The organism is Streptosporangium album (genome assembly GCF_014203795.1).
In the GTDB taxonomy this organism is placed as follows: domain Bacteria; phylum Actinomycetota; class Actinomycetes; order Streptosporangiales; family Streptosporangiaceae; genus Streptosporangium; species Streptosporangium album.
Map to the genome: position 1 here is coordinate 390,974 of NZ_JACHJU010000006.1, position 23,893 is coordinate 414,866.

The following is a 23,893-nucleotide window of genomic DNA, read 5'->3' on the forward strand; positions in this document are numbered from 1 at the left end:
GGGTGATGGATGCCGATCCGGCGGTAGCCCTTCAGGGGGCGAGCAGGGCCAGGGCGCCGGCGTAGATCTCCACGGCCTTCTCGATCCGCGGGATCTCGCAGTACTCGTCGGTGACATGCGCCTGCTCGGGCTCTCCGGGGCCGCAGATCACGATGGGGGGTGCGCCGCAGGCGGTGGTCAGCACCGAGGCGTCGGTGAAGTAACTGGCGGCCGGGTGGTCACCCGGGGGACTGGCCCCCGCAGCGAGCAGGGCCCGCACGAAGGGATCGTCCGGGTCGGTCCACACCGCGGGAAGGTCGGTCAGCACCTCCAGCGACGTCTCCCCGCCCAGTTCCTTCCGCAGCCGCTCGCGCAGCTCGGCGTGGTCCTGGCCGGTGACCGTACGCATGTCGACGGTCGCCTCGGCGAGGTCGGGGACGGAGTTCACATTGATCCCGCCGTGCACCGTACCCACGTTCACGGACGGCGCGCCGAGCCAGGGGTGCGCGGGAAGGCCGAAGTCGAAGTGTTCGACGGCGCCGACGGCGCGCGCCAGCTTGTAGACGGCGTTGTCGCCCAGATGGGGCATCGAGCCGTGGGCGGTCCGGCCCTGGGCGATCACCTTGAGCCAGAGCGCGCCCTTGTGCCCGAGCAGGGCGCGGTTCGCGGTCGGCTCGGCCACCAGCAGCCCCCGGGACCGGCCGACCAGCCCCTGGGCGATCATGTCGATCGCGCCTTCGCAGCCGGTCTCTTCCCCCACGGTGAGAACGATCTCCAGCGCCGTCCGGTGAGCGGGCCCGCGCGCGTGCCGCTCGGCGGCGACGACCAGCGCGGCGACCCCGGCCTTCATGTCGCTCGACCCCCGCCCGTAAAGCCGGTCGCCGTCCACCTCCGCGGCGTGTGGCCCGTACGTCCAGTCCTGACCGCCCAGCGGGACCGTGTCGAGGTGACCGGTGAGGGTGACGGGTACGCCCGTTCCCCACCGGGCCACCACTCCGGTACGGCCGGGCGCGTAGGCGTGTGCCCGCACCTCGAAACCGGCGGCCTCCAGCCTGCGTGCGAGCGGCTCGGCGACCGCGGCCTCGCCGCCGCCCACCGAGTCGATCCTGATCAGCTCGCGGGTCAGCTCCACGACGTCGGTCATGCCACTTCCTCCTCTTCCTGGCCGTTCCCGGCCACGATCCCCGCGGCTGCGATCGTGTCCGCGCCCGAGGTCACGGGCCGGCTGGTCTCCCGTACGACGAGCCGGGGGGCGATCGCCAGGCGCTGCGCGGGTCGCGGATCGCTCACCCGCACCTGGCCCAGCAGGCGCACCACCTCGGCCGCCATCTCCTCCACGGGCTGGCGCACGGTGGTGAGCGGCGGGTCGCACATCGTGGCGTGGCCGACATCGTCGAACCCCACCACCGACACCTCCTCGGGAACCCGTACGCCGCCGAGCCGCAGCGCCCGCAGCAGGCCGACCGCGATCTCGTCGTTCCCGCAGATCACCGCATCGGGCAGGGTGCCGTCAGCGAGCAGCCGGCGACCGGCCTCGAATCCCCAGTCAAGGGTGAACTCCCCGAGCAGCGGTGCCCCGGAGTCCACGCCGGCACGGGCGGTGGCGAGCTGGAAGCCGGCCAGCCGCAACCTCGCGGAGGAGTTCATCAGGCGGCTGCTGACGAAGACGACCGAACGCGCCCCTCCGGCGACCACGTGGTCGACCGCCTGGGCCAGCGCCGAGTCGTCGTCCACGCCCACCCAGTCGGCTCCGCCGCCCTCGATGTATCGGTCCACCTGTACCAGCGGCACCTGCCGGGCGGCGTTCAGGACGGCCGGCGCGCTGGCCTCGAAGTCGCACGGGCTGATGATCAGACCGTCCACACGCCGCGCCAGCAGCGTGTTCAACCGCCTGGCCTCGATCTCGGGTGTGTACTGCGAGGCGCACAGCAGCAGGTCGCGCCCGGACTTCTGGAGTTGATGCTCCACCGCCTCGACCATCGTGGTGAAGAACGGGTTGCCGATGCCGGGGACGACCATGCCGACCGTCCCGGTGGTCCGGTCGCGCAGCGCCTTGGCGACGGCGTTCGGCTGGTATCCCAGCTCGGCGGCCGCCCGTGTCACCCGCTCGGCCACCTCGGGGGTGACCTTGCGACGGCCGGACAGGGCACGCGAGGCCGAGGCCACGGAGACGCCGGCCGCTCTGGCGACGTCGTGGATTGTCACACCCATGTCGTGTAATCGATTTCCCTAGTAGGGCTGAGGACAACCAGCCGGTTTCCCGCCTCACAGGGCCGGACCACGTGCGGGTCCCTAGAACGATAGAGCGTCGGTGGGGCTAAGTCACCCTTGACGGGAGTTTGTCCTGGTGGTTAACATCCCCGGAAATTGGTAATCGATTACCGAACTTCTCTGCATCAGTGTCCCCGAAAGGCTGATCCGATGGCACGATCGACCCGACTCACCCGCCTGGCCGCCGTCTCGGCACTCCTCGCCACCGGCCTGCTGGGCGCAGCGTGCGGCACGGACGGTTCCGCCTCAGGCGGCGGTGAAAAACCGCGCATCGGCCTGGTGCAGATCAATCAGCAGGCGATCTTCTTCAACGAGATGAACGCCGGTGCCCAGCAGGCCGCGGAGGAGGCGGGCGTCGATCTCACGATCTTCAACGCCAACGACGATGCCCTGAAGCAGAACGAGGCCATCGACAACTTCGTCCAGCAGCAGTTCGACGGCATCGTCGTGGTGGCCATCGACGTCGAGGGCATCAAACCCGCCGTCAAGATCGCCAAGGACGCGGGGCTCAAGGTCGTGGCCGTCGACGCGATCGTCGACTCCCCGGCGGTCGACACCCAGGTGGGCGTGGACAACGCCGCCGCGGCCAAGCAGATGGGCACGTTCGTCAACGACTGGGCCAAGAAGCAGAATGTGGCCGCACCGAACATCGGCGTGGTCGGCGCACTCAACTCCTACATCCAGAACCTGCGCAAGGACGGCTTCAACTCGACCGTCGAGGCGGCCGGCGCCAAGATCGTGCAGACCGTGGACGGGCAGAACAAGCAGGAGGCCGCCCTGACCGCCGCCGAGAACCTGCTGACCTCGCGCTCGGACCTCACCGCCGTCTACGCCACCGGGGAGCCCGCGCTGCTCGGCACGGTGGCCGCGGTGAAGTCGCAGAACGCGGGCGACCGGGTCAAGATCTTCGGCTGGGACCTCACCAAGGAGGCGATCGGCGGGATCGACGACGGCTCCGTCGCGGGGGTCGTGCAGCAGGACCCCCGGACCGAGGGCTACGAGGCGGTCAAGGAGGTCAAGGCACTGATCGGCGGCGCGCAGGCCAAGAAGACCATCGATGTGCCCGTGACGATCGTGACCAAGGAAAACGTCGACAAGTACCGCTCCACCTTCAAGTGAGCGGTGGGGAGCCCCACATGACCGACAACGAGGCGACCGGCGCGGACCGCGTGGTCATGCGCGACATCCGCAAACGATATGGAATGGTCGACGCGCTGCGCGGGGTGAACCTGCGGGTCGGCGCGGGCGAGGTGGTGGGACTGGTCGGCGACAACGCGGCCGGTAAGTCCACCCTGATGAAGGTCCTGGCGGGCACCGTCGTACCGGACTCGGGAGAGATCGTTTTCGACGGCCGCCCGGTGTCCTTCGCCGGCCCGCGAGACGCCCGTCAGCTGGGGATCGAGATGGTCTACCAGGATCTCGCGCTCTGCGACGACATCGACGTGGCGGGCAACCTGTTCCTCGGCCGCGAACCACGTCAGGCCGGCGGACTGCTGCTCGACATCAAGCAGATGCACAGGGATGCGCGCCGGCACCTCGACGCGCTCAACATCCGGATCCCGCTCACCGACATCCCGGTGGGAGGGCTCTCCGGCGGCCAGCGGCAGGCGGTCGCCATCGCCCGCGCCGTCACCTTCGGGCCCAAGCTCCTCATCCTCGACGAGCCCACGGCCGCACTCGCCGTCGCCGAGGTCGAGACCGTCCTGGAGTTGATCAAGACGGTCTCGGCACAGGGGGTCTCGGTGATCCTGATCACCCACCGCCTGCAGGACCTGTTCCGGGTCTGCGACCGGCTCTGCGTGATGTACGAGGGGACGCTCCGTGCCGACCTCGACGCCCGCACCACCAGCCTGGAGCGGCTCGTTTCGGAGATCGTCGCCCATGACCAGGCCGAGGCCCACGACGAGACCGAGGAGGTGCGGTCATGACCGTCACCAGCCAGCGGGTGGTGACCACCCGGTCGGCCCGAGCCAGCGCGCACATCGGCAGGCATGCCCAGACCATCGCCATCGGGGTCGTGCTGGTCGTGCTGCTGATCTTCTTCTCGTTCTCCGCCGACCGCTTCGCCACCGTCGGCAACGTGCTCAACCTGATCCGGCAGATCTCCCCGACCCTGATCGTCGCGGTTGCGATGACCTTCGTGATCAGCACCGCCGGCATCGACCTGTCGGTCGGCTCGACGGTAGCGCTGTCCGGCTCGTTGCTGGCGATCACGCTTCAGCAGGGCTGGGACCCCACCCTCGCCCTCATCGCGATCCTCGTGCTCGGCGCGGCGGTCGGGTTCGTCAACGGGTGGTTCTCCGCCTACCAGAACATCCCGCCGTTCATCGTCACCCTGGCCATGTTGTCGATCATGCGGGGCACCGCCCTGCGCGCGACCGAGGGCTACTCCACCCCGATAAACGCCGACCTGTGGATCGTCCAGCTCGGTCAGGGCCGGATCGCCGGAGTGCCGGTGCCGGCCATCCTCGCCGTGGTGATCGCGCTGGCCGGCTGGCTGACCCTGACGCGCACGCCGTTCGGCCGCTACGTGATCGGTCTCGGTTCGAACGGCGAGTCGCTGCGCCGTACCGGAGTGAACACCCGCAGGATCGGGCTCACCGTGTACGTGCTCACCGGCGTGGCCGCCGCCCTGGCGGGAGTGCTGATCGCCACCCGGCTCAGTTCCGGGTCCTCGAACGCGGGCAGCGGTTTCGAGCTGGAGGTCATCACGGCCGTCGTTCTCGGCGGCACCAGCCTGTTCGGCGGCCGGGGCAGCATGCTCGGCACCATCTTCGGGGCCCTCACCCTCGGGGTCATCGCCAACGGCCTGGTGCTGCTGCACGTCTCGCCGTTCTACGTGCAGATCGTGCAGGGCGCCATCCTCCTGCTGGCCATCTTCGCCAACAACAAGGTGTGGGCGAAGTTCGGCGCGGTACGGAAATGACCGGCTCGACCGCCGCGGTCCAGGCAGGCGAGCGGGTGACCGCGACCACGGTGCTCGGTGAGGTGCCCGTCGCCGAGCTCGGGATCACGCTCTGCCACGAGCACCTGCGCAACGACGGCGCCAGCGCCTGGCATCCCGCCGTCGACGGCGACGCGGAGGGCGAGCTCATCGCCGACTCGCCCGTGCGGATGGAGTTCCTCGGCCGGCTGCGGCTGGACCCCTACCTCTCCCGTGACAACGTCTCCCTCGACGACACCGGTGTGGCGATCGAGGAGGCGGCCCGATTCGCGGCCCGGGGCGGCCGCACCCTGCTGGAGGTGACCCCGGAGGGCATCGGCCGCGCCCCGGCCGAGCTGGCCCGGATCGCCCGTGCCACCGGCCTGAACATCGTGATGGGCTGCGGCTTCTATCTGGAGCGCACCCATCCGGCGCGGGTCCGCGGCATGAGCGCCGACGACGTCGCCGCCGAGATCGAACGTGATCTGGCCGAGGGCGCCGGGGGAGTGCGGGCCGGGGTGATCGGCGAGATCGGGATCTCCCCGGACTTCACCCCGGCCGAGGAGAAGGTGCTCCGCGGTGCCGCCCGGGCTCAGGCCCGCACCGGCGTGCCGCTCTCGGTGCACCTGCCAGGCTGGGTACGGCACGGCCACCGGGTGCTCGACGTCGTCGCCGAGGAGGGCGGCCTCCTCGCGGCCACGGTGCTCTCGCACATGAACCCCAGCCAGCGCGAGCGCGACTACCAGGTCTCGCTCGCCGTCCGGGGGGCCTACCTCGGATACGACATGTGCGGCATGGACTACCTCTACCCCGGAGAGGGCCAGTCGCCGTGTGACGAGGAGAACGCCGCCGCCGTCGCCTGGCTGGTCCGTGCCGGCCTGGGGGACCGGCTGCTGCTCTCCCAGGACGTGTTCCTCAAGACCATGCTGGTCCGGTACGGCGGCACCGGCTACGCGCACATCCTCACGGACTTCGTGCCGCGCCTGCGCCGCCACGGGCTGACCCCCGAGGACACCGACCGGCTGCTCGTCGCCAACCCGCGCGAGCTTTTCACCGCCGCCCAGCGGATATCCACCGTGAACACCCACCAAAGGAGACACTGATGACCCGCGTGCTGGTCGCCGGCGAGACGTGGGTGAGCGAGTCGACCCACTACAAGGGCTTCGACTCGTTCACCACGACGACCTACCACACCGGTTTCGAGCCGCTGCGCGACGTACTGGTGGCCGACGGCATCGAGGTCGACCACCTCCCGGCGCACGACGTGCCCCGGCTGTTCCCCGGGACCCCCGAGGAGCTGGCGGCCTATGACGTCGTCGTGCTCTCCGACATCGGCGCCAACAGCATCCTGTTGCACCCCGACACCTGGCTGCACAGCAAGAAGTCGGTCAACCGGATCGAACTGCTGGCGAGCTGGGTGGAGCAGGGCGGCGGCCTGGCGATGGCCGGCGGTTACCTCAGCTTCCAGGGCATCGAGGCGAAGGCGGCCTTCCGCGGCACCGCCGTGGAACGCGTCCTGCCCGCCCGGATCTCCCCTTACGACGACCGGGTGGAGGTCCCACAGGGCGTCCCGGGCGTCGTCGCCGATCCGGCCCACCCCATCGTGGACGGGCTGTCCTCCGACTGGCCCGACCTGCTCGGCTACAACCGCTTCGAGCTCCCCGAGGACGCCCGGCTGCTCGCCACCGTCGGCTCCGACCCGCTGCTCGCCGTACGGCAGGCGGGGGCCGGCCGTACCCTCGCCTGGGCCTCGGACATCGCCCCGCACTGGTGCCCCGAGGAGTTCGTCGCCTGGGACGGCTACCGTACGCTCTTCACCCGGGCCGTCCGCTGGCTGGCGAAGGAGATCTGACATGCCGATCCCGATGATTCTCGACTGTGATCCGGGGCATGACGACGCCCTGGCGATCCTGCTGGCGGTGGCCGACCCGGCGATCGACCTGCTGGCCGTCGCCACCGTCGCGGGCAACCAGACCGTGGCGAAGACCGCCCTCAACGCGCGGCGGATGCTCAGCCTGGCGGGGGTGCGCGGGGTGCCGGTCGCGGCCGGCTGCGACCACCCGCTCGCCGGCCCTCTGGAGATCGGCGACTACGTGCACGGGGAGAGCGGGCTGGACGGCCCGGTCTTCGGCGAGCCGGACGTGCCCCTCGACCCGCGCCACGGTGTCGAGCTCATCCACGACACGCTCGCCGACGCCGCTGAGCCCGTGACGATCGTGGCCATCGGCCCGCTGACCAACGTCGCCACGCTGCTGCGACGTCACCCGGACGACCGCGACCGGATCCGCGAGATCGTGATCATGGGGGGCTCCACCGAGCGCGGCAACCACACGCCCTACGCCGAGTTCAACATCCACGCCGACCCGGAGGCCGCGGCGGAGGTGCTCGGCAGCGGCATTCCGACCACCTGGGTGGGGCTCAACGTCAGCCACCAGGCACTCGTCACCGCCGACGTGCTCGACCGCATCGCCGCGCTCGGCACCCCGCTGGCCCGAGTCTGCGTTGAGCTGCTCACCTTCTTCGGGTCCAGCTACCAGCAGACCTGGGGATTCGAGGCACCCCCGCTGCACGACCCGATCACCGTCGCCTACCTGATCGACCCCGCGGTCCTCACGCACGTCCGGGTGGGCCTGCGGATCGAGGTGGACGGCCCGTACACCCGGGGCGCCACCGTCGCCGACCTGCACGGCCGGATGGACTGGGAGCCCAACGCGAACGTCGGGACCGTGCTCGACCGGGACCGGTTCTGGGACCTCATGATCGGGGCGATCGACACCCTCGGCCGCCGCTGAGCCACCCGCCCGAGCGGCGTCCCTCCTCGTCAGGGCCGTCGCGGGCTCTCCGACCACCATGCGGAAGGGGAGGGCCCGCGGCGGCCCTGACGGCCGCTTCCCCGCTGCCTGAGCGGTTCCCACCAGGACCGGTTCTCCCGGTACCAGACGACGGTCTCGGCCAGGCCGGTCTCGAAGTCCCTGCGGGGGGCGTAGCCGAGCTCAGTGCGGATCTTGGTGCAGTCCACCGAGTAGCGCCGGTCGTGACCCTTGCGGTCCTCGACGTGGTCGACCATGTCCCAGCCCGCGTCACAGGCGGCCAGCAGCAGCGCGGTCAGCTCCCTGTTGCTGAGTTCGGTGCCGCCCCCGATGTTGTAGACCCCGCCGGGACGGCCCGCCTGGCGCACCAGCTCGACGCCCTGCACGTGGTCGTCGATGTGGAGCCAGTCGCGGACGTTGAGCCCGTCCCCGTAGAGAGGGACCTTGCACCCGTCGAGCAGGTTGGTGATGAACAGCGGGATGACCTTCTCGGGGAAGTGGTGGTGCCCGTAGTTGTTCGAGCAGCGCGTCACCCGCACATCCAGGCCGTGGGTGCGGTGGTAGGCCAGCGCGAGCAGGTCGGAGGCGGCTTTCGACGCCGAGTAGGGGGAGTTGGGCTGGAGCGGGTCGCTCTCCGGCCAGGAGCCCTCGGCGATGGAACCGTAGACCTCGTCGGTGGAGATGTGCACGAAGGTTCCCAGCCCGCTGCGGACCGCCGCGTCCAGCAGGGTCTGGGTGCCGGCCACGTTGGTCCGGACGAACTCGGCGGCACTCGTGATGGACCGGTCGACGTGGGACTCGGCGGCGAAGTGGACCACCTCGTCGTGTTCGGCGACGAGCCTGCCGACCAGGTCGGCGTCGCAGATGTCGCCGTGGACGAAGGTGAAGCCGCCTCGCACCGGATCGAGATTGGCGAGGTTGCCGGCGTAGGTGAGCTTGTCGAGAACCGTGACGGCCGGACCGCCTCTTTCGACCAGGGTCCGGACGTAGTGGGAGCCGATGAACCCGGCCCCGCCGGTCACAAGTATCTTCATTTCCCGGTTTTCGCCTTCCCGTTATGGCTGCGTGCAAATGACCGGAGCCGCCGTGCGACGGTTCACGCGGCGGCTCCGCAGGATCGGGGTCCAAAGCTTCACAAAGAGGAGTCAAGTCGGTTCCAGAGCTACCCGGGCTCCAAGGGCTTCACCTCTCCGCAAGATTTCAAGGTTCCAAGGTTTCGTTCTCTGTGTCGATGTGCATGACGATATGAGGTTGCCATAACTCGTTCCTACCCTTATAGGCCCTTATCTGCGGTGTCCGTCCCCCGAGACGCATGCCCGCATCGACGCCCGGAATTCAAGGGGAAGGGACCCCCTTAAAACTTCCGCGTCACCCCTATTTTTCTTGACCCGGGGTGTTCTTCTCCCACATGCTGCTGGCTATGAATCGACAGCGGAATCAACGTGGGGTCGATCGATCCGGTGATGTAATCCGGCTGGACTCGGTGCGAAAGACCTATGGCAGCGGCAGCGGCGGCGTCGAGGCGCTCGCCGGAGTGACTATTGGCTTCCAGAGTGGGACTCTTAACGCCGTCATGGGCCCTTCCGGCTCGGGTAAAAGCACATTTCTGCACTGTACGGCTGGTCTCGACCGGCCGACGTCGGGCTCGATCGTCTTCGACGGCGAGGAGATCACGGGGCTGGGCGAGGTGGCGCTCACCAGGTTGCGGCGTGAGCGGATCGGCTTCGTCTTTCAGTCGTTCAACCTGCTCCCCGCCCTGACCGTGGTGCAGAACGTCACGTTGCCGATGAAACTTGCCGGCAGGGAGCCGGATCACGCGCTCGTCGCCGAGGTGATCGCGCGGGTCGGTCTCAGCGATCGCACCGGTCATCGGCCGAACGAGCTGTCCGGCGGGCAGCAGCAGCGGGTGGCGATCGCGCGGGCGCTGGTGACGCAGCCCGCGGTGATCTTCGCCGACGAACCGACCGGCGCCCTGGACACCCGGACGGCGCTGGAGGTGCTCACCCTGCTGCGGGAGTCGGTGGAGCAGGCCGGGCAGACCGTGGTGATGGTCACCCACGACCCGGTCGCGGCCTCCTACGCCGACCGCGTCGTCTTCCTGGCCGACGGCCGGCTGGTGGGCGAACTCCAGCAGCCGACGGCCGAGGCGGTGGCCGAGCGGCTCACCCATCTCGGGGCCTGGGACGAGCGACCCCAGCGGCAGGCTCCTTCCCGGTCCGGAGGTGGATACTGATGTGGAGCCTGGCCCTGAGCACCCTCCGATTCCGACGGAGCGCCTTTGTGGCCAGCTTCGTGGCGGTCTTCCTCGGGGCCGCGATCATCACGGCCTGCGGGGGGCTGATGGAGACCGGCATCCGACTCGACGTGCCGCCGCAGCGCCTGGCCGCCGCGGCGACCGTGGTCACCGGCGATCAGCTCTACACCCTCCCCAAGGCCGACCCCGGCGACGCGGAGGAGGACGTCCAGTGGGGGACCCTGCCCGAGCGGGTCCGGCTCGACGCCGACACGGTCAAGGCGATCGCGGCGGTCCCCGGGGTGGCGAAGGCGGTCCCGGACGTGTCGTTCCCGCTGGTCGTGCGCGGTGACGCGCAGCCGCTGGCAGGGCACGGCTGGCCGTCCGCCGAGCTGGCGCCGTACACGCTCAGGCAGGGCACCGCGCCGGCGGAGACCGGCGACGTGGTGCTCGACGCCGCCTCGGCGCGGAAGTACGGCAAGAAGGTCGGCGACGACATCGAGGTGTCGGTCCGCGGGACCGCCGAGCCGTACCGGGTGACCGGCGTCGCCGCACCGGCCGGAGAGGCCGAGCCCGCGCTCTTCTTCTCCCCGGCGGACACCGAGCGCCTCGCCGGGCGCGGGGGCGCGGTGGACGCCGTCGGCGTGCTCTCCGCGCGGGGAACCGGCGCCGAGGAGCTCCAGCGAAGGATCCAGGACGCGTTGAAGGGCAAGGCCGTGGTGGCGCTGGTCGGCGACGACCGCGGGCTGGCCGAGTTCCCGCAGGCACTGCCCAGCAGCGAGAGCCTGATCGTCCTGGCGGCGGTGTTCGGAGCCATGGGCATCATGGTCGCGATGTTCGTCGTGGCGAGCACCCTCGGGCTATCCGTCCAGCAGCGCCAGCGTGAGATGGCGCTGCTGCGGGCGATCGGCACGACCCCCGGCCAGGTGCGCCGGATGGTGCTCGGCGAGGCGATGGCCGTCTCGGCGGTCGCCACGGTGGTGGGCTGCCTGCCCGGGTTCTTCCTGGGGGGATGGCTGTTCGACCGGCTTGTGGGAGCCGGCGTGGTCCCGCCGCAGGTCGAGTTCCGCCAGGGACTGATCCCGGTCCTGGCCGGTGTCCTGGTGTCCCTGCTCACCGCGCTGGTGGCGGGGGCGGTGACGGCCCGGCGCGCGGCGCTGACCAGGCCGACCGAGGCGCTCGCAGAGGCGGCCCTGCAGCCCTACCGGAAACTGGGGCCGGTCCGTCTGATCTCCGCGGTGCTCTGCTTCGTCGGCGGGCTGGTGCTGGCCTTCGTGACGATGCTGTTCATGAGTGGTCCGCTCACGGCCAGCACGGCCGGCCCGGCCGTGCTGGTGTGGGCGCTCGGGCTGGCTCTCCTGGCCCCCGGCATCACGAAGGTGCTCACCGAGGTGCTCGGCCGGCCGCTCCTGGCGTTCACGGGAGCCGCCGGTTACCTCGCGGTGCTCAACGCGCGCGCGCGAACGCTCCGGATGTCGGCGGCCATCCTGCCGGTCATGCTCGCCACGGGGATGGCCACGGCCAACATCTACATGCAGACCACGCAGGTCAGCGCGACCGAGCGGGCCTACACCGAGAGCCTGCGGGCCGACGCCGTGCTGACCTCGGTCACCGGTGGTCTCGCTCCCGGCCTGCTGGATGGGGTCCGCGCCCTGCCCGAGGTCGGCGCGGACGGCGCCACCGCGTACGTGACGAGCGCGCTGTACGTCGAGCAGCCCCACGACAACTGGCAGCGGGAGGAGGGCTGGCCGGCTCAGGGGATCACCGCCGAGGGGGCGGCCCGGACCCTGACGCTCCGGCCCTCGGCCGGCTCCTTCGCGGACCTGCGCGGCGACACGGTGGCCCTCGCGGAGGAACACGCGCGGGCGATCGGCAAGGGCGTGGGCGTCGGTGACACGATCAGCGTGCGCCTGGGCGACCGCGCGACGGCGCGGCTCAAGGTGGTCGCGCTGTTCCCTGCCAGGACGGGGGCCGAGAAGTTCCTGCTCCCCGCCGAGTTGCTGGCCGCGCACACCGCGGCCGGGCTGCCCTCGCAGATCCTGGTCCGGGCCGCGGAGGGGATCGACGGGGCCCGGCTGACGGGCGCCCTGGACAGGCTGGCCAAGGGGCAGCCCGGGGTGCTGGTGGCCGACCGCGGCGCGCTGACCGCGACGCACGCGGAGAGTCAGCAGGCGCAGGCCTGGGTGAACTACCTGCTCGTCGGGATGATCCTGGCCTACACGGCGATCTCCATGGTCAACACCCAGGTGATGGCGACCGCGCGCAGGCGCAGGGAGTTCGGGCTGCAGCGGCTGACCGGATCCACCCGGGGACAGGTGATGCGGATGATGACCGTGGAGAGCGTCCTGGTCGCCGTGATCGGCATCCTGCTCGGCACGGCCGCCTCTCTGATCACCCTGGTCCCCTTCAGCGTCGCGGTGGACGACACCCCGTTCCCGTCGGGTCCGTTGTGGATCTATCTCGTCGTGGTCGGCTTCGCGACCCTGCTGACGATCTTCGCGACCCTGCTGCCCACCTGGACGGCGATGCGGTCACGCCCGGCCGCGGCGGCGGCCGCCGCCGAGTAGCCCCACCGGACCGCCCACGATGCCCCCGCCGGACCGGCGGGGGCATCGTGATTCCCGGGAGCCGCCGGAAGGCCGGGCTGCGCGGGGCCGCAACGTGGAGCGGCGGGTGGCGCCGGCCTGAGGAAGGCCGGCGCCACCCGCCGCGTCGCCGGGGAGTGGATCAGGCCGCACCCGCGATGCTCATGACGTACCGGCCGTAGTCGGACTTGGGGATCTCCGCCCCCAGGCGGTAGCAGGCCTCGGCGTCGATGAACCCCATGCGCAGGGCCACCTCCTCCAGGCAGGCGATGCGCACGCCCTGGCGCTCCTCCAGCGTCTGGACGTACTGCCCGGCCTGCAGGAGCGACTCGGGCGTCCCGGTGTCCAGCCAGGCGAAGCCGCGGCCGAGATCGACCAGCTTCGCCTTCCCGCGCTCCAGGTAGACCCGGTTCACGTCGGTGATCTCCAGCTCGCCGCGTGCCGACGGCTGGAGGTTCTTGGCGATGTCGATGACGTCGTTGTCGTAGAAGTAGAGGCCGGTGATCGCCCGGTTGGAACGAGGACGGGCGGGTTTCTCCTCGATCGAGATGAGGCGGCCCCGCTCGTCCGCCTCGCCGACCCCGTAGCGCTCCGGATCGCGGACCGCGTAACCGAACAGCACGCAGCCCTGCACGTCCCTGGCGTTGTCCTCGAGCACCTGGGAGAAGTCGTGGCCGTGAAAGATGTTGTCGCCGAGGACCAGCGCCGCGGAGTCCGTGCCGATGTGGTCGGCACCGATGGTGAACGCCTGCGCGATGCCGCCCGGCTCGCTCTGTTCCGCGTAGTCGATGCTCAGCCCGAGGTGCGAGCCGTCGCCGAGAAGTCGCTGGAAATGGGGGAGGTCGATCGGTGTCGAGATGACCAGGACCTCCCGGATGCCGGCGAGCATGAGCACGGAAAGCGGATAGTAAATCATCGGCTTGTCGCTCACCGGAAGAAGCTGTTTCGAGACGGCAAGGGTTATCGGATGGAGCCTGGTTCCCGAGCCGCCTGCGAGAATGATCCCTTTCATTGACAACTACCCCCATTCTAGGAATATTAATTACGCTATACATCGCGTACGGCCGGGCGCAAGCGGAGTGGTGTGAATCCGGGGTCCCATCAGGCTTTTTAGGGGTTGTAGCCCATTGTCGTCGTGATTATCTTTGGTCAGGAATCCGTAGAAAGGAAAGTCATGGCCACTCTTGTCTGGGAATACCTGCGGGAATATGAGAATGAGCGTGAAGACATTCTCAACGCCGTCGAGACGGTCTTCGGCTCCGGACGGCTCGTTCTCGCCGAGAGCGTGCGGGCCTTCGAGGAGGAGTTCGCGGCCTATCACGGCCTGCCGCACTGCGTCGGGGTCGACAACGGCACCAACGCGATCAAGCTGGGCCTGCAGGCGATCGGCGTCAAGCCCGGCGACGAGGTGATCACCGTGTCGAACACCGCGGCGCCGACCGTGCTGGCGATCGACGGGGTGGGGGCCACCCCGGTGTTCGTGGACGTCCATCGCGAGAACTACCTCATGGACGTCGACCAGGTGGAGGCGGCCATCACGCCCCGGACCCGGTGCCTGCTGCCGGTCCACCTCTACGGCCAGTGCGTCGACATGGCACCCCTTGAGGCGATCGCAGCCAAGCACGACCTCGTCATCCTCGAGGACTGCGCCCAGGCGCATGGTGCCCGCCACCACGGCCGGCTGGCGGGCACCATGGGGAAGGCGGCGGGATTCTCCTTCTACCCGACCAAGGTCCTCGGCGCCTACGGAGACGGAGGCGCCACGGTCACCTCCGACGAGGTGACCGAGCAGAACCTCCGCAGGCTGCGCTACTACGGCATGGAGCAGACCTACTATGTCGTCGAGACCCCGGGCCACAACAGCCGGCTCGACGAGGTGCACGCGGAGATCCTGCGCCGTAAGCTCCGCCGCCTCGACCAGTACATCGCCGGTCGGCGCGACGTGGCCGCCCGTTACGCCGAAGGCCTCGGCGACACCGAGCTCGTCCTCCCGGCGCTGGCCGAGGGGAACGACCACGTGTACTACGTGTACGTGGTGCGGCATCCCCGGCGCGACGACATCATCGAGGCGCTCAAGGCATACGACATCCATCTGAACATCAGCTACCCGTGGCCGGTCCACACCATGACCGGGTTCGCCCACCTCGGATACGAGAAGGGCCGGCTCCCCGTCACCGAGGAGCTGGCCGGTGAGATCTTCTCGCTGCCGATGTACCCGTCGCTGCCCAGCGGCGTTCAGGACAAGGTGATCAGCGCTGTGCGAGAAGTGTTGTCCGCGTTGTAGAAAGACTGTGCAGGCACGCGCTCAGGCTGCGTGCCTGCACATTCAGGTAGTAGCTGTGCCGCAGCAGCTCTCCGAGCTGGTGCGCGGCCACCCACCGGAAGTCGGGACGGCCGAGCCCGGGATCCCCGTCCGTCTCGATGATGAGGTAGCGGTTGCGGGCGCTGAAGAAACGTCCCCCCTCCTCCGACAGGACCGTGTCGAACCGGATCCGGTCGGGGGAGGCCCCCAGCACCTCGTCGAGGAAGGGCGGGCGCGCCTCGGCGGGCAGGTGGTCGTAGTTCTCCGGGGTGCACTGCACGGTCGGCGCCAGCTCCACCACGTCGGCGTAGCCCGGCTCGACACGCGCGTGCACCAGGGCGTGCAGCACCCCGTCGATCTGCTTGACCAGGAACGCGATGATCCCGGTGCCGACAGGCTCGATCATCGGCTGGGTCCAGCCGCCGACCTCACGGCCTCCCGCCTCGACGCTCACCCCGATGACGTCGAAGAACCTGCCGGTCTCGTGGGAGATCTTCCCGTCTGCATGGTGCCATCTGCGCAGCCCGTTGAGGGGCGTCCGCTCGGCGTGGACGTCGACCCGGGAGCGCATCTCGGTGATCCAGCTCAGGATGTCGTCGGTGTGGTGCAGCGCCCCCTCGGCAGGGTCGCAGGACCTGATCAGCGAGGTGCCGAACCCGTCGCCCACGTTCGGGGTGAACGTCCGAGCCAGGCCGGCGCCGGAGAAGGGCATGCACGACAGCACCGTCCGGGCGTCCATGTTCATCAGATCCGGTACGGTGAGCAGCTCGTGCACCTGGCCGAGGGTCAGCCAGCAGAAGCCGTCAAGGAGCTCGACGTCCTCCGTGACCTCCACGACCATGTTCCGGTTGCGCTTCTGGTAGAACCACGAACCCTGTTCCGACTGGCGGACGTCGGCTATCACGCCGTGCCGGGAGGTGTCCCGGAAGTAGTCGAGGTAGGGCACCGGCCGGCCCTGGTGCACCCGCGTGTAGTTGCTCCGGGTGGCCTGCACCGTGGGGGACAGCTGCAGGCCGTTGTGGTTGCCGGGCTCGTTCTTCGCCTGCATCAGGCAGTGCAGGACGCCGTCGAACTCCTTGACGAGGATTCCCAGGATCCCCACCTCGGGCTGGTTGATGATCGGCTGTGTCCAGTCGGCGACGGGGCTCTCCGGGAAGGAGACCTTCAGCCCTTCGACGGTGAAGAACTTCCCGCTCTGATGGCCGATGTTCCCGGTCATGCCGTCATGGTTCCAGCCGATCAACCGGTCGAGCGCGATCCGGTCCACATTCATGTAGGCATGCTCGGCGGTCTTGGCGAGCCACCGGTGAAAGTCCGCTATCTGGGCGAACTGGGTCCCTCTGGAGAGGGTGGACTCCGCGATCCTCGCCTGTATCGGCTGGAGGGAAAGTGCGGGCATGGAGGGCTCCTTAACGGTTCAACGATTTCCACATGTCCTGGATCGATTCGGCCAGGCCGATCCCGGGCTGCCAGGCCAGCAGCTCCCGGGCGAGGGTGATGTCCGCCCGGGTCCAGTCGCCGCCCTTGCTCTCCACCTGCCCGTCGCGCTCCCGCAGCACGTCCGGCGGGAGTCCCGCCGCGGCGACGAGCAGCGCCACCAGCTCGCGCATGCCGGTCGCGACGCCCCGCCCGATGTTGACGACCCTGCCGCGGGCGGGTGCCCCGATGGCCTTGACCACCGCGTCGGCGAGGTCCCTGACGTCGATGTAGTCACGCTGGGCGTCGGCGATGCTCAGCTCCAGCCCCTCGGCGGCCGTCGTGTCGCGGAGCTTCGCCGCGACCATGCCGAGGAAGCTCGCCTCGGTCGTGTGCGGGCCGCATACGTTGACCGCCCGTAGGACGACGCCGTCCACGTCCCCCGCGGCGAGCACGGCCTGTGACCCCGCGAGTTTCGTCCGGGCGTACGGTGTGACCGGCCGGGGGTCGACGGACTCGTCGATGAGCACCCCCGCCGGGACCGGTCCGTACTCGTGGATCGTGCCGATGTGCACCAGGCGCGGCCGGCGGGCCATCGAGCCCGCCGCCTCCACGAGCCGCTCGACGAGGTGGACGTGAGCGTAGGCCATCTCCGCCTCTTCGCGGGCCCACCCCCCGGTCGCGTTGACGATCGCGTCCACGCCGTGCGCGTCGAAGACCTCCGCGATCTTCTGCTCGGCCGTCGCGGCGACGTCCATGGAAAGGAACGGGTGGGAGGAGACATGGGGGGCGTGGTTGCGGGCGATCGCGAGGACATCGTGCCCGTCACGCGTCAGCGCGGCGCACACCTGCCTTCCGACGCAGCCGGTCGCACCCAGGACGGCGACACGTGAGGAAGTCAACTCTTTCTCCGGCATCCGTCCGCCCGTCACAGACGCCGGAAGGCGTCTTCGATCTCCAGGCACTTCTGGTACTCGGGCAGCAGGCCCGCGGCCTGTGCCTGAGCCAGGGTGGGTGCCACCGTGTCACGCTCGGACTGGATCAGGTCCAGGCCCTCGGGGATGAGCAGGCCGATCGCGGGGTCGAGGGCGGAGAGCGCGAGCTCGTTCTCCGCGATGTAGGGCGAGGACAGCATGTAGGACATCACCGTGTCGTCCTCCAGCGCGATGAAGGCGTGCCCGACGCCGGGCGGGAAGTACATCGCGCGGAACGACTCCTGGTCGAGGAGGGCGGAGTCCCATTGGCCGAACGTCGGCGACCCGACCCTGATGTCGACGATGATGTCGATCGCCTGACCACGCGCGCAGTAGACGTACTTCGCCGTGCCGGGCGGGGTGACGGTGAAATGGATTCCGCGGAGGACGCCACGCTTGGAATTGCTGTGGTTGGTCTGGGCGACCGGGAAAAGGGGGTGGCCGAGCGCCTCGACGACGGCCGCCTCCTGGAACGGGGAAACAAAAATCCCCCGCTCGTCGGGGAAGACCTGGGGGGTGAACTCGAAAGCGCCCTCGACTGCGAGACTGCGTGATTTCATGAAATTTTCCGCCGTTCTTTTCAGAATTTCGCGAGTTGTTCGGAGATCAGGTCGCGCACCGAGGCGGCGTGCGTGGTCAGAAAGAAGTGGCCGCCGGGATAGACCCGTAGTTCGAAGGGGGCGGTGGTGTGCTCGCTCCAGGCGCACACCTCCTCGACGGTCGCCATCGAGTCGTCGTCGCCGGTGAGGGCGAAGATCGGGCAGTTCAGCCGGAGACCCGGGCGGTACCGGTAGGTCTCGGCGGCCCGGTAGTCGCTGCGCAGCGCGGGCATGATCATCCGTACGACCTCCTCGTCCCCGAAGACCTGGGCGTCGGTGCCGTTCAGCTTCTTGAGCTGGGCCAGCAGGTCGTCGTCGTCTCCCTGGTGGACCCGCTCGTCCCGGTGCCGCGAGGGCGCGCGCCGCCCTGAGGCGAAAAGGGCCAGCGGTACGGTCCCGTCGCGTTCGAGCCTTCTGGCGACCTCGAAGGCGAGGGTCGCGCCCAGGCTGTGACCGAACAGCGCGACCGGCAGATCCGTCCACGGCTCCAGTTCGCCGGCGATCCGGTCGGCGAGCTCCCCGATGTCGTCGATGGGGCTCTCGTGACGCCGGTCCTGCCGCCCCGGATATTGGATGCCCACCACGTCCACCGACGCGGGCATCGTCTGGGAGAGCGGGAAGTAGAAACTCGCCGACCCGCCGGCGTGCGGAAAACAGATCAGGCGGGTGCGGGCCTGCTCGGTCGGATTAAACCGTCTCACCCATAGGCTGGTTTTGCCGTCTACAATTGTCATAATTGTGCTCCCTTTCCAATGTCCGCCCACAGCCGAAAATGCCAGTGAGAGGCTGGAGACTCAACCCCTATTTCTCCCCTGAACGGGCGGACAGGGGTTCTCCTGCGATCAACGCGCTCATAGCCTGGAGTCGGCGGCTGTCACTGCCCCGCGCTATTGGGAGGCTTTATGCGTGTTCTTTTCACGACCCTCGCGGCGACCTCGCATCTGAACAACCTGGTGCCGCTGGCCTGGGCTCTGCGGTCGGCCGGGCACGAGGTGTGCGTCGCCAGCCAGCCGAACCTCACGGACGCGATAACCCGGACGGGTCTCACCGCGGTCTCCGTGGGAGACGAGATGGAGAAGGCGTCCGGCAACGAGACATGGAGCGACGGGACAGGCTCGCCGTACGGCCTGGGGTTCGATCTGGCCGAGACGCGCCCGGAGACACTGACGGCGGACTACGTGCGCGGGGCGCTCGCCTCGTACACCTCGACCGTCTGCGAATACCTGACGGACCAGGCCATGGTCGACGATCTCGTGGAGTTCGCCCGCGCCTGGCGGCCCGACCTGGTGATCTGGGACTCGCTCACCTACGCCGGCCCGGTGGCCGCCAGGGCGAGCGGCGCGGCGCACGTCCGGATGCTGGTCGTCCAGGACCACTGGAACCGGATGCGCAACCTCTTTCACGAGCTTGCCGGCGACGCGGAGAGCGACCCGCTGACCGACTACCTGACGGCGAAGCTCGCCAGGTACGGCGCCGAGTTCGACGAGACGGCGGTGGTCGGTGAGGTCACCGTCGACCCGCTGCCGTCCTGGACCCGTTTCCCGCTCGGCGTGGACCGTCTTCCCATGCGTTACGTGCCCTACAACGGCGCGGCCGTCATCCCGGACTGGCTCCTGCGGCAACCGAGGCGCCCGCGTGTCTGCCTGACGCTGGGAGTGACGGGCAAGGCCTTCGGCGTTCACAACGGCGGCATATCGACCTCCGAGATGCTCGACGCGGTGGCCGCCCTCGACGTCGAGGTGATCGCCACCGTGAGTCCGGAGCAGCTGACGTCCGGCACGAGCATCCCGGACAACGTCCGGCTCTTCGACTTCGTGCCGCTGAACGCGCTCGCCCCCACCTGCTCGGCCGTCATCCACCACGGCGGCGCGGGAACGTTGGGCACCGCGCTGGTCCACGGCGTGCCGCAGCTCATCGTCCCCAGCAACATCTGGGGCGAGCCGGTCTACGCCCGAGCGCTGGCCTCCTCGGGCGCGGGCCTGGTCATCGACCCCGGCGACCTCTCCGCCGACCTGCTCAAGAGCGAGCTCCACCGGCTGCTGGAGGAACCGTCCTTCCGCGCCGGCGCCGTACGCGCGCAGCAGGAGATGGCCGCGACCCCCAGCCCCCATGATGTCGTCGGGCAACTGGAAAACCTGGTGCAGAAGCGAGGTAGCAATGACTGAGAGCAGCACGCTGAAAGCAGGGCGGCGGGAGTGGGTGGGGCTCGCCGTGCTCCTCCTGCCGGCCCTGATCGTCTCGATGGACAACACCGTCCTGTTCCTCGCGGCGCCGTTCTTCAGCGCGGACCTGGAACCGACCAGCTCGCAGCTGCTGTGGATCCTGGACTCCTACGGATTCCTGATGGCCGGCCTGTTGATCACGATGGGCGCGCTCGGCGACCGGATCGGCCGCAGGTTCCTGCTGCTGGTCGGAGCCGGAGCCTTCGGCGCAGCCTCGCTCGTGGCGGCCTTCTCCGACAGTTCCGCGATGCTGATCGCGGCGCGCGTCCTGATGGGGATCGCCGCGGCGACGCTGGCGCCGTCCACCCTGTCGCTGATCCGCAACATGTTCCACGACTCCCAGCAGCGCACCACCGCGATCGGCGCGTGGACGGCGGCCTTCGGCGGCGGTGCCATGGTCGGGCCGATCGTCGGCGGATTCCTGCTGGAGCACTACTGGTGGGGCTCGGTGTTCCTGATCAACGTGCCGGTGATGGCGCTGCTGCTCGTGCTCGGCCCGATGCTGCTGCCCGAGTTCCGCAACCCGGAGGCCGGAAGGTTCGACCTGATCAGCGCGGTGCTCTCGCTCGTCACCATGCTGGCGACGATCTACGGGATCAAGAGGCTGGCCGAGGACGGCTTCGACTGGGTGCCGGCCGCCGCCATCGGCGCGGGAGTGATCGCGGGCGTCCTGTTCTGGAACAGGCAGCGCCGTCCCGGCTCGCTGATCGACGTCAGCCTGTTCCGCAACCGCGCTTTCAGCATGTCGATGGCCACCAACACCCTCGCCCTCTTCGCGATGGTCGGCTCCGGACTGTTCGCCGCGCAGTACCTGCAGCTCGTGCTCGGCATGCGGCCGTTCACCGCGGCCCTGTGGTCGATGGTCTCGGTCGTGGGCATGGTCGTGGCGGCCTCGGCGGCGCCCGTGCTCGTGAAGTCGATCCTGCCGGCGTACATCGTCGGCGCCGGGCTGGTGATCGCCGCGGGAGGATTCCTGCTGATCACCCAGGCGGAGGTGGGCTCCGGTCCCCTCATGATCGTCGCCGGTTCCGCGGTGATGTCGCTCGGCCTCGGCCTGGTGGTGACACTGGCCTCCGACCTGATCCTGTCGGCGGCTCCGCCCGAGCGCGCCGGCGCGGCCTCGGGGCTGTCGGAGACCGGAACGGAGCTCGGCGGCGCGCTCGGCATCGCGATCCTGGGCAGCGTCGGCACGGCCGTCTACCGCGCCCAGCTCACCGGCACCGCCCCGCCCGGCCTGCCCGCGGGGGCGGTGGACGTCGCGCGGGACACGCTCGGCGGTGCGGTCGATGTGGCCGGGCGACTGCCCGAGGACGCCGGTGCCGCGCTCCTGCGGGTGGCGCGTGAGGCGTTCACCCAGGGGATGCACCTGTCGGCGGTCACCGCCGCGGGTGTCGTGATCGTCACGGCCGTCCTGGCCGTGGTCATGCTGCGCAAGGTGAGGACAGGTGATTGAGATGTCTCCGGCTCCGAGCGCCAGGGGAACCGTGCCCTTCGGCGAGTACAAGACGTGGTACCGGGTCACCGGTGACCTGCGTTCCGGCAAGGCACCACTGGTCGTGGCGCACGGCGGCCCCGGCAGCACCCACGACTACCTGCTGAACCTGTCCGGCCTCGCCGCGTCGGGCCACGCGGTCGTCCACTACGACCAGCTCGGCAACGGAGGCTCCACGCGCCTGCCCGGCCGTGACACCGGCTTCTGGACGGTCCAGCTGTTCCTGGACGAGCTGGACAACCTGCTCCGGCATCTGGGGATCGCCGGCGGGTACGTGCTGTTCGGCCACTCGTGGGGCGGCATGCTGGCCGCCAAGCACGCCGCGGCGGCGCCCGCGGGGCTGCGCGGTCTGGTCATCGCGAACTCGCCCGCCTCCTACCCGCTGTGGCTGCAGGAGATGAAGGTGCTCCGCGAGCAGCTGCCGCCGGAGGTGGACGCGACGCTCCACCGGCACGAGACGGCCGGCACGACCGACACCGACGAGTACTTCGCGGCCATGCGGATCTTCTATGACAAACACGTGTGCCGGGTCCTTCCGTGGCCGCGTGACTTCTTCGCCTCCTTCATGGAGATCCACCACGAGCCCACCGTCTACCACGCCATGAACGGGCCGACCGAGTTCCACGTGATCGGCTCGCTGCGCGACTGGTCGGTGGAGGACTGTCTCGCGGACATCGCCGTGCCGACGCTCCTGCTGTCCGGCCGTTACGACGAGGCGACGCCGGCGACCGTACAGCCCTTCCAGGACGCCATCCCGGGCGCCCGCTGGGAGATCTTCGAGGAGTCGAGCCACGTCCCGCACCTGGAGGAGCCCGAGCGGTTCACCGAGGTGATGACGGGGTTCCTGAACGAGGTGGAGAAACGATGACAGGGGAGTTCAGGGCCGAGACCGCCTTCGTGTTCCCGGGCATGGGCCCGTCCAACTTCGCGGACGTCGGCAGGTTCATGGTCATCAATCCGTTCGCCCGGCGGCTGGTGGCGGTCGCCGACGAGCGGCTCGGCTACTCGCTCGTCGACCGCTTCCGGGAGACGGAGGGCGACTACAGCGAGTTCGCCCAGGTCGCCTTCCTCGTCAACTGCGTCGCCCTGGCGCAGTGGGCCGAGCACGCGCTCGGCGTGGAGCCCGACGTCTGCACCGGCCCGAGCTTCGGGGAGAAGGCGGCCACGGCGTACACCGGCGCGCTGCCGTTGTCGGAGGCCGTCTGGATGACCGCGCGGCTCGCCCGGTGCATGGACGAGTACTTCAGCCGCGAGCACCGGGACGTGGTGACGCACTCGTTCGTACGGGCCCACGCCGACCGGCTGGGGGAGCTGCTGGCCGAGCTGGACGACCGCGGCGAGTGGTACGACATCTCCTGTTACATAGACGACGACTTCTTCATGCTCTCGCTGCGCGAGCGCAACCTCGAGTGGCTGGAGCGGCGGCTGCGCGGCATGGGCGCCATGTCGCTGTACACGATGCGCCCGCCGATGCATTCGAGCGCCTTCGGCCCGTTGCGCCGCAAGGCGGAGGACGAGGTCTTCGGCAGGCTGGAGTTCTCCGACCCGAGGCTCCCCGTCATCGCCGACCAGGACGGGTCGGTGGTGACCACCGCGGAGGGGATGCGCACCATGCTGCTGGACGGCTTCGTCCGCCCGCTCCGCTGGCCGGACGTGGTGGCTTCGATGAAGCGGCTCGGGGTGACCAAGGTCTGCGTCTCCGGCCCGGACAGCCTGTTCGGCCGGGTGGGGTGCACGAGGCGGAACTTCGAGGTCGTCGCGGTCAATCCGAGGCTCGCACTGCGGCCCCGGCCCCGTGTCGGGGCCGGGGCCGGTGCGGCCTAGGTACGTCGGCGGCTCAGCCGACCGGCTCGCGGACGGTGGTGAGCGCGTTCCACAGCAGGCTGGGGGTCGCGAAGGTGTCCAGGGTCAGCGCGTCGTCCCGGAAGCGGACGTCGTACGAGCTCTCCAGCGTGGCGAGCAGTTCCACCATTCCAAGCGAGTCGAGCCCGAAATCGCGGAGGCCCGCATCTTCCTCAAGCTTCTCGTCAGCCGGGAGAAACGGCAGAAGCGGGCGGAGGATTTCCTCGAACTGCTGATCCCACATG

At 69.5% G+C, this 23,893-nt stretch carries 22 protein-coding genes; 13 read left to right on the forward strand and 9 right to left on the reverse strand.

Annotated features, from left to right (window positions below; translation table 11 throughout):
* Positions 1-31: 31 nt before the first annotated feature.
* Positions 32-1,123 (reverse strand): M20 family metallopeptidase, encoded by a 1,092-nt coding sequence (locus tag FHR32_RS40560; protein ID WP_184759889.1) that lies wholly within the window; start codon positions 1,121-1,123, stop codon positions 32-34.
* Positions 1,120-2,190 carry a LacI family DNA-binding transcriptional regulator gene (locus FHR32_RS40565; RefSeq protein ID WP_184759890.1) on the reverse strand — a complete coding sequence of 357 codons (1,071 nt, stop codon included), beginning with the start codon at positions 2,188-2,190 and terminating at the stop codon, positions 1,120-1,122. Before FHR32_RS40565 ends, FHR32_RS40560 begins: the two co-directional genes overlap by 4 nt.
* 210 nt (positions 2,191-2,400) lie before the next feature.
* On the opposite strand from FHR32_RS40565, the gene FHR32_RS40570 reads away from it, so the two are divergent.
* The 6 genes from FHR32_RS40570 to FHR32_RS40595 are packed head-to-tail and all read left to right on the forward strand — an operon-like array spanning position 2,401 to position 7,965.
* Positions 2,401-3,369, forward strand: a complete 969-nt coding sequence (locus FHR32_RS40570; RefSeq protein WP_184759891.1) for a substrate-binding domain-containing protein — start codon at positions 2,401-2,403, stop codon at positions 3,367-3,369.
* Between the two features lie 17 nt (positions 3,370-3,386).
* Positions 3,387-4,178 (forward strand): ATP-binding cassette domain-containing protein, encoded by a 792-nt coding sequence (locus FHR32_RS40575; protein ID WP_184759892.1) that lies wholly within the window; start codon positions 3,387-3,389, stop codon positions 4,176-4,178.
* Entirely contained in the window at positions 4,175-5,176 is a 1,002-nt protein-coding gene (locus FHR32_RS40580) for an ABC transporter permease (RefSeq protein WP_184759893.1), read from the forward strand. The genes FHR32_RS40575 and FHR32_RS40580 overlap by 4 nt, the downstream gene beginning before the upstream one ends.
* On the forward strand, positions 5,173-6,276 hold the full coding sequence (locus FHR32_RS40585) for a phosphotriesterase family protein (protein ID WP_184759894.1): 1,104 nt from the start codon (positions 5,173-5,175) through the stop codon (positions 6,274-6,276). Before FHR32_RS40580 ends, FHR32_RS40585 begins: the two co-directional genes overlap by 4 nt.
* Complete coding sequence (locus FHR32_RS40590) at positions 6,276-7,025, forward strand: glutamine amidotransferase (RefSeq protein ID WP_184759895.1); 750 nt, start codon at positions 6,276-6,278, stop codon at positions 7,023-7,025. Before FHR32_RS40585 ends, FHR32_RS40590 begins: the two co-directional genes overlap by 1 nt.
* A 1-nt stretch (position 7,026) precedes the next feature.
* Positions 7,027-7,965 carry a nucleoside hydrolase gene (locus FHR32_RS40595; protein WP_184759896.1) on the forward strand — a complete coding sequence of 313 codons (939 nt, stop codon included), beginning with the start codon at positions 7,027-7,029 and terminating at the stop codon, positions 7,963-7,965.
* Between the two features lie 29 nt (positions 7,966-7,994).
* On the opposite strand, the gene rfbB is transcribed toward FHR32_RS40595, so the two are convergent.
* On the reverse strand, positions 7,995-9,017 hold the full coding sequence (gene rfbB, locus FHR32_RS40600) for a dTDP-glucose 4,6-dehydratase (protein ID WP_184759897.1): 1,023 nt from the start codon (positions 9,015-9,017) through the stop codon (positions 7,995-7,997).
* 386 nt (positions 9,018-9,403) lie between these two features.
* Between rfbB and FHR32_RS40605 the strand changes: the two genes are divergently transcribed.
* Both FHR32_RS40605 and FHR32_RS40610 read left to right on the forward strand, forming a co-directional pair.
* Entirely contained in the window at positions 9,404-10,216 is an 813-nt protein-coding gene (locus FHR32_RS40605; RefSeq protein WP_184759898.1) for an ABC transporter ATP-binding protein, read from the forward strand.
* A gap of 47 nt (positions 10,217-10,263) precedes the next feature.
* Positions 10,264-12,783, forward strand: coding sequence for an ABC transporter permease (locus FHR32_RS40610; RefSeq protein ID WP_221466866.1), 2,520 nt, complete (start codon positions 10,264-10,266; stop codon positions 12,781-12,783).
* Between the two features lie 160 nt (positions 12,784-12,943).
* Here FHR32_RS40610 and rfbA read toward each other — a convergent pair whose 3' ends face one another.
* On the reverse strand, positions 12,944-13,813 hold the full coding sequence (gene rfbA, locus FHR32_RS40615) for a glucose-1-phosphate thymidylyltransferase RfbA (protein WP_184759900.1): 870 nt from the start codon (positions 13,811-13,813) through the stop codon (positions 12,944-12,946).
* Between the two features lie 162 nt (positions 13,814-13,975).
* On the opposite strand from rfbA, the gene FHR32_RS40620 reads away from it, so the two are divergent.
* Positions 13,976-15,085 (forward strand): DegT/DnrJ/EryC1/StrS family aminotransferase, encoded by a 1,110-nt coding sequence (locus tag FHR32_RS40620; RefSeq protein WP_184759901.1) that lies wholly within the window; start codon positions 13,976-13,978, stop codon positions 15,083-15,085.
* Here FHR32_RS40620 and FHR32_RS40625 read toward each other — a convergent pair.
* The 4 genes from FHR32_RS40625 to FHR32_RS40640 are packed head-to-tail and all read right to left on the reverse strand — an operon-like array spanning position 15,051 to position 18,826.
* Complete coding sequence (locus tag FHR32_RS40625) at positions 15,051-16,502, reverse strand: NDP-hexose 2,3-dehydratase family protein (RefSeq protein WP_184759902.1); 1,452 nt, start codon at positions 16,500-16,502, stop codon at positions 15,051-15,053. The two genes, FHR32_RS40620 and FHR32_RS40625, sit on opposite strands and share 35 nt — an antisense overlap.
* A gap of 10 nt (positions 16,503-16,512) precedes the next feature.
* The gene (locus tag FHR32_RS40630; RefSeq protein WP_221466867.1) at positions 16,513-17,421 is read right to left on the reverse strand and encodes an NAD-dependent epimerase/dehydratase family protein; all 909 of its coding nucleotides are present in this window, start codon (positions 17,419-17,421) and stop codon (positions 16,513-16,515) included.
* Positions 17,422-17,447: 26 nt separating this feature from the next.
* Entirely contained in the window at positions 17,448-18,053 is a 606-nt protein-coding gene (locus tag FHR32_RS40635; protein ID WP_184759904.1) for a dTDP-4-dehydrorhamnose 3,5-epimerase family protein, read from the reverse strand.
* A 20-nt stretch (positions 18,054-18,073) separates the two neighbouring features.
* The gene (locus FHR32_RS40640) at positions 18,074-18,826 is read right to left on the reverse strand and encodes a thioesterase II family protein (protein WP_184759905.1); all 753 of its coding nucleotides are present in this window, start codon (positions 18,824-18,826) and stop codon (positions 18,074-18,076) included.
* Between the two features lie 168 nt (positions 18,827-18,994).
* Here FHR32_RS40640 and FHR32_RS40645 point away from each other — a divergent pair, with 168 nt between their 5' ends.
* The 4 genes from FHR32_RS40645 to FHR32_RS40660 are packed head-to-tail and all read left to right on the forward strand — an operon-like array spanning position 18,995 to position 23,630.
* Complete coding sequence (locus tag FHR32_RS40645) at positions 18,995-20,257, forward strand: activator-dependent family glycosyltransferase (RefSeq protein ID WP_184759906.1); 1,263 nt, start codon at positions 18,995-18,997, stop codon at positions 20,255-20,257.
* The gene (locus tag FHR32_RS40650; protein ID WP_184759907.1) at positions 20,250-21,767 is read left to right on the forward strand and encodes an MFS transporter; all 1,518 of its coding nucleotides are present in this window, start codon (positions 20,250-20,252) and stop codon (positions 21,765-21,767) included. The genes FHR32_RS40645 and FHR32_RS40650 overlap by 8 nt, the downstream gene beginning before the upstream one ends.
* A 1-nt stretch (position 21,768) precedes the next feature.
* The gene (locus FHR32_RS40655; RefSeq protein WP_184759947.1) at positions 21,769-22,674 is read left to right on the forward strand and encodes a proline iminopeptidase-family hydrolase; all 906 of its coding nucleotides are present in this window, start codon (positions 21,769-21,771) and stop codon (positions 22,672-22,674) included.
* Positions 22,671-23,630, forward strand: coding sequence for an ACP S-malonyltransferase (locus tag FHR32_RS40660; protein ID WP_184759908.1), 960 nt, complete (start codon positions 22,671-22,673; stop codon positions 23,628-23,630). The genes FHR32_RS40655 and FHR32_RS40660 overlap by 4 nt, the downstream gene beginning before the upstream one ends.
* Before the next feature lie 13 nt (positions 23,631-23,643).
* On the opposite strand, the gene FHR32_RS40665 is transcribed toward FHR32_RS40660, so the two are convergent.
* The gene (locus FHR32_RS40665; RefSeq protein WP_184759909.1) at positions 23,644-23,892 is read right to left on the reverse strand and encodes a phosphopantetheine-binding protein; all 249 of its coding nucleotides are present in this window, start codon (positions 23,890-23,892) and stop codon (positions 23,644-23,646) included.
* Position 23,893: the final 1 nt, after the last annotated feature.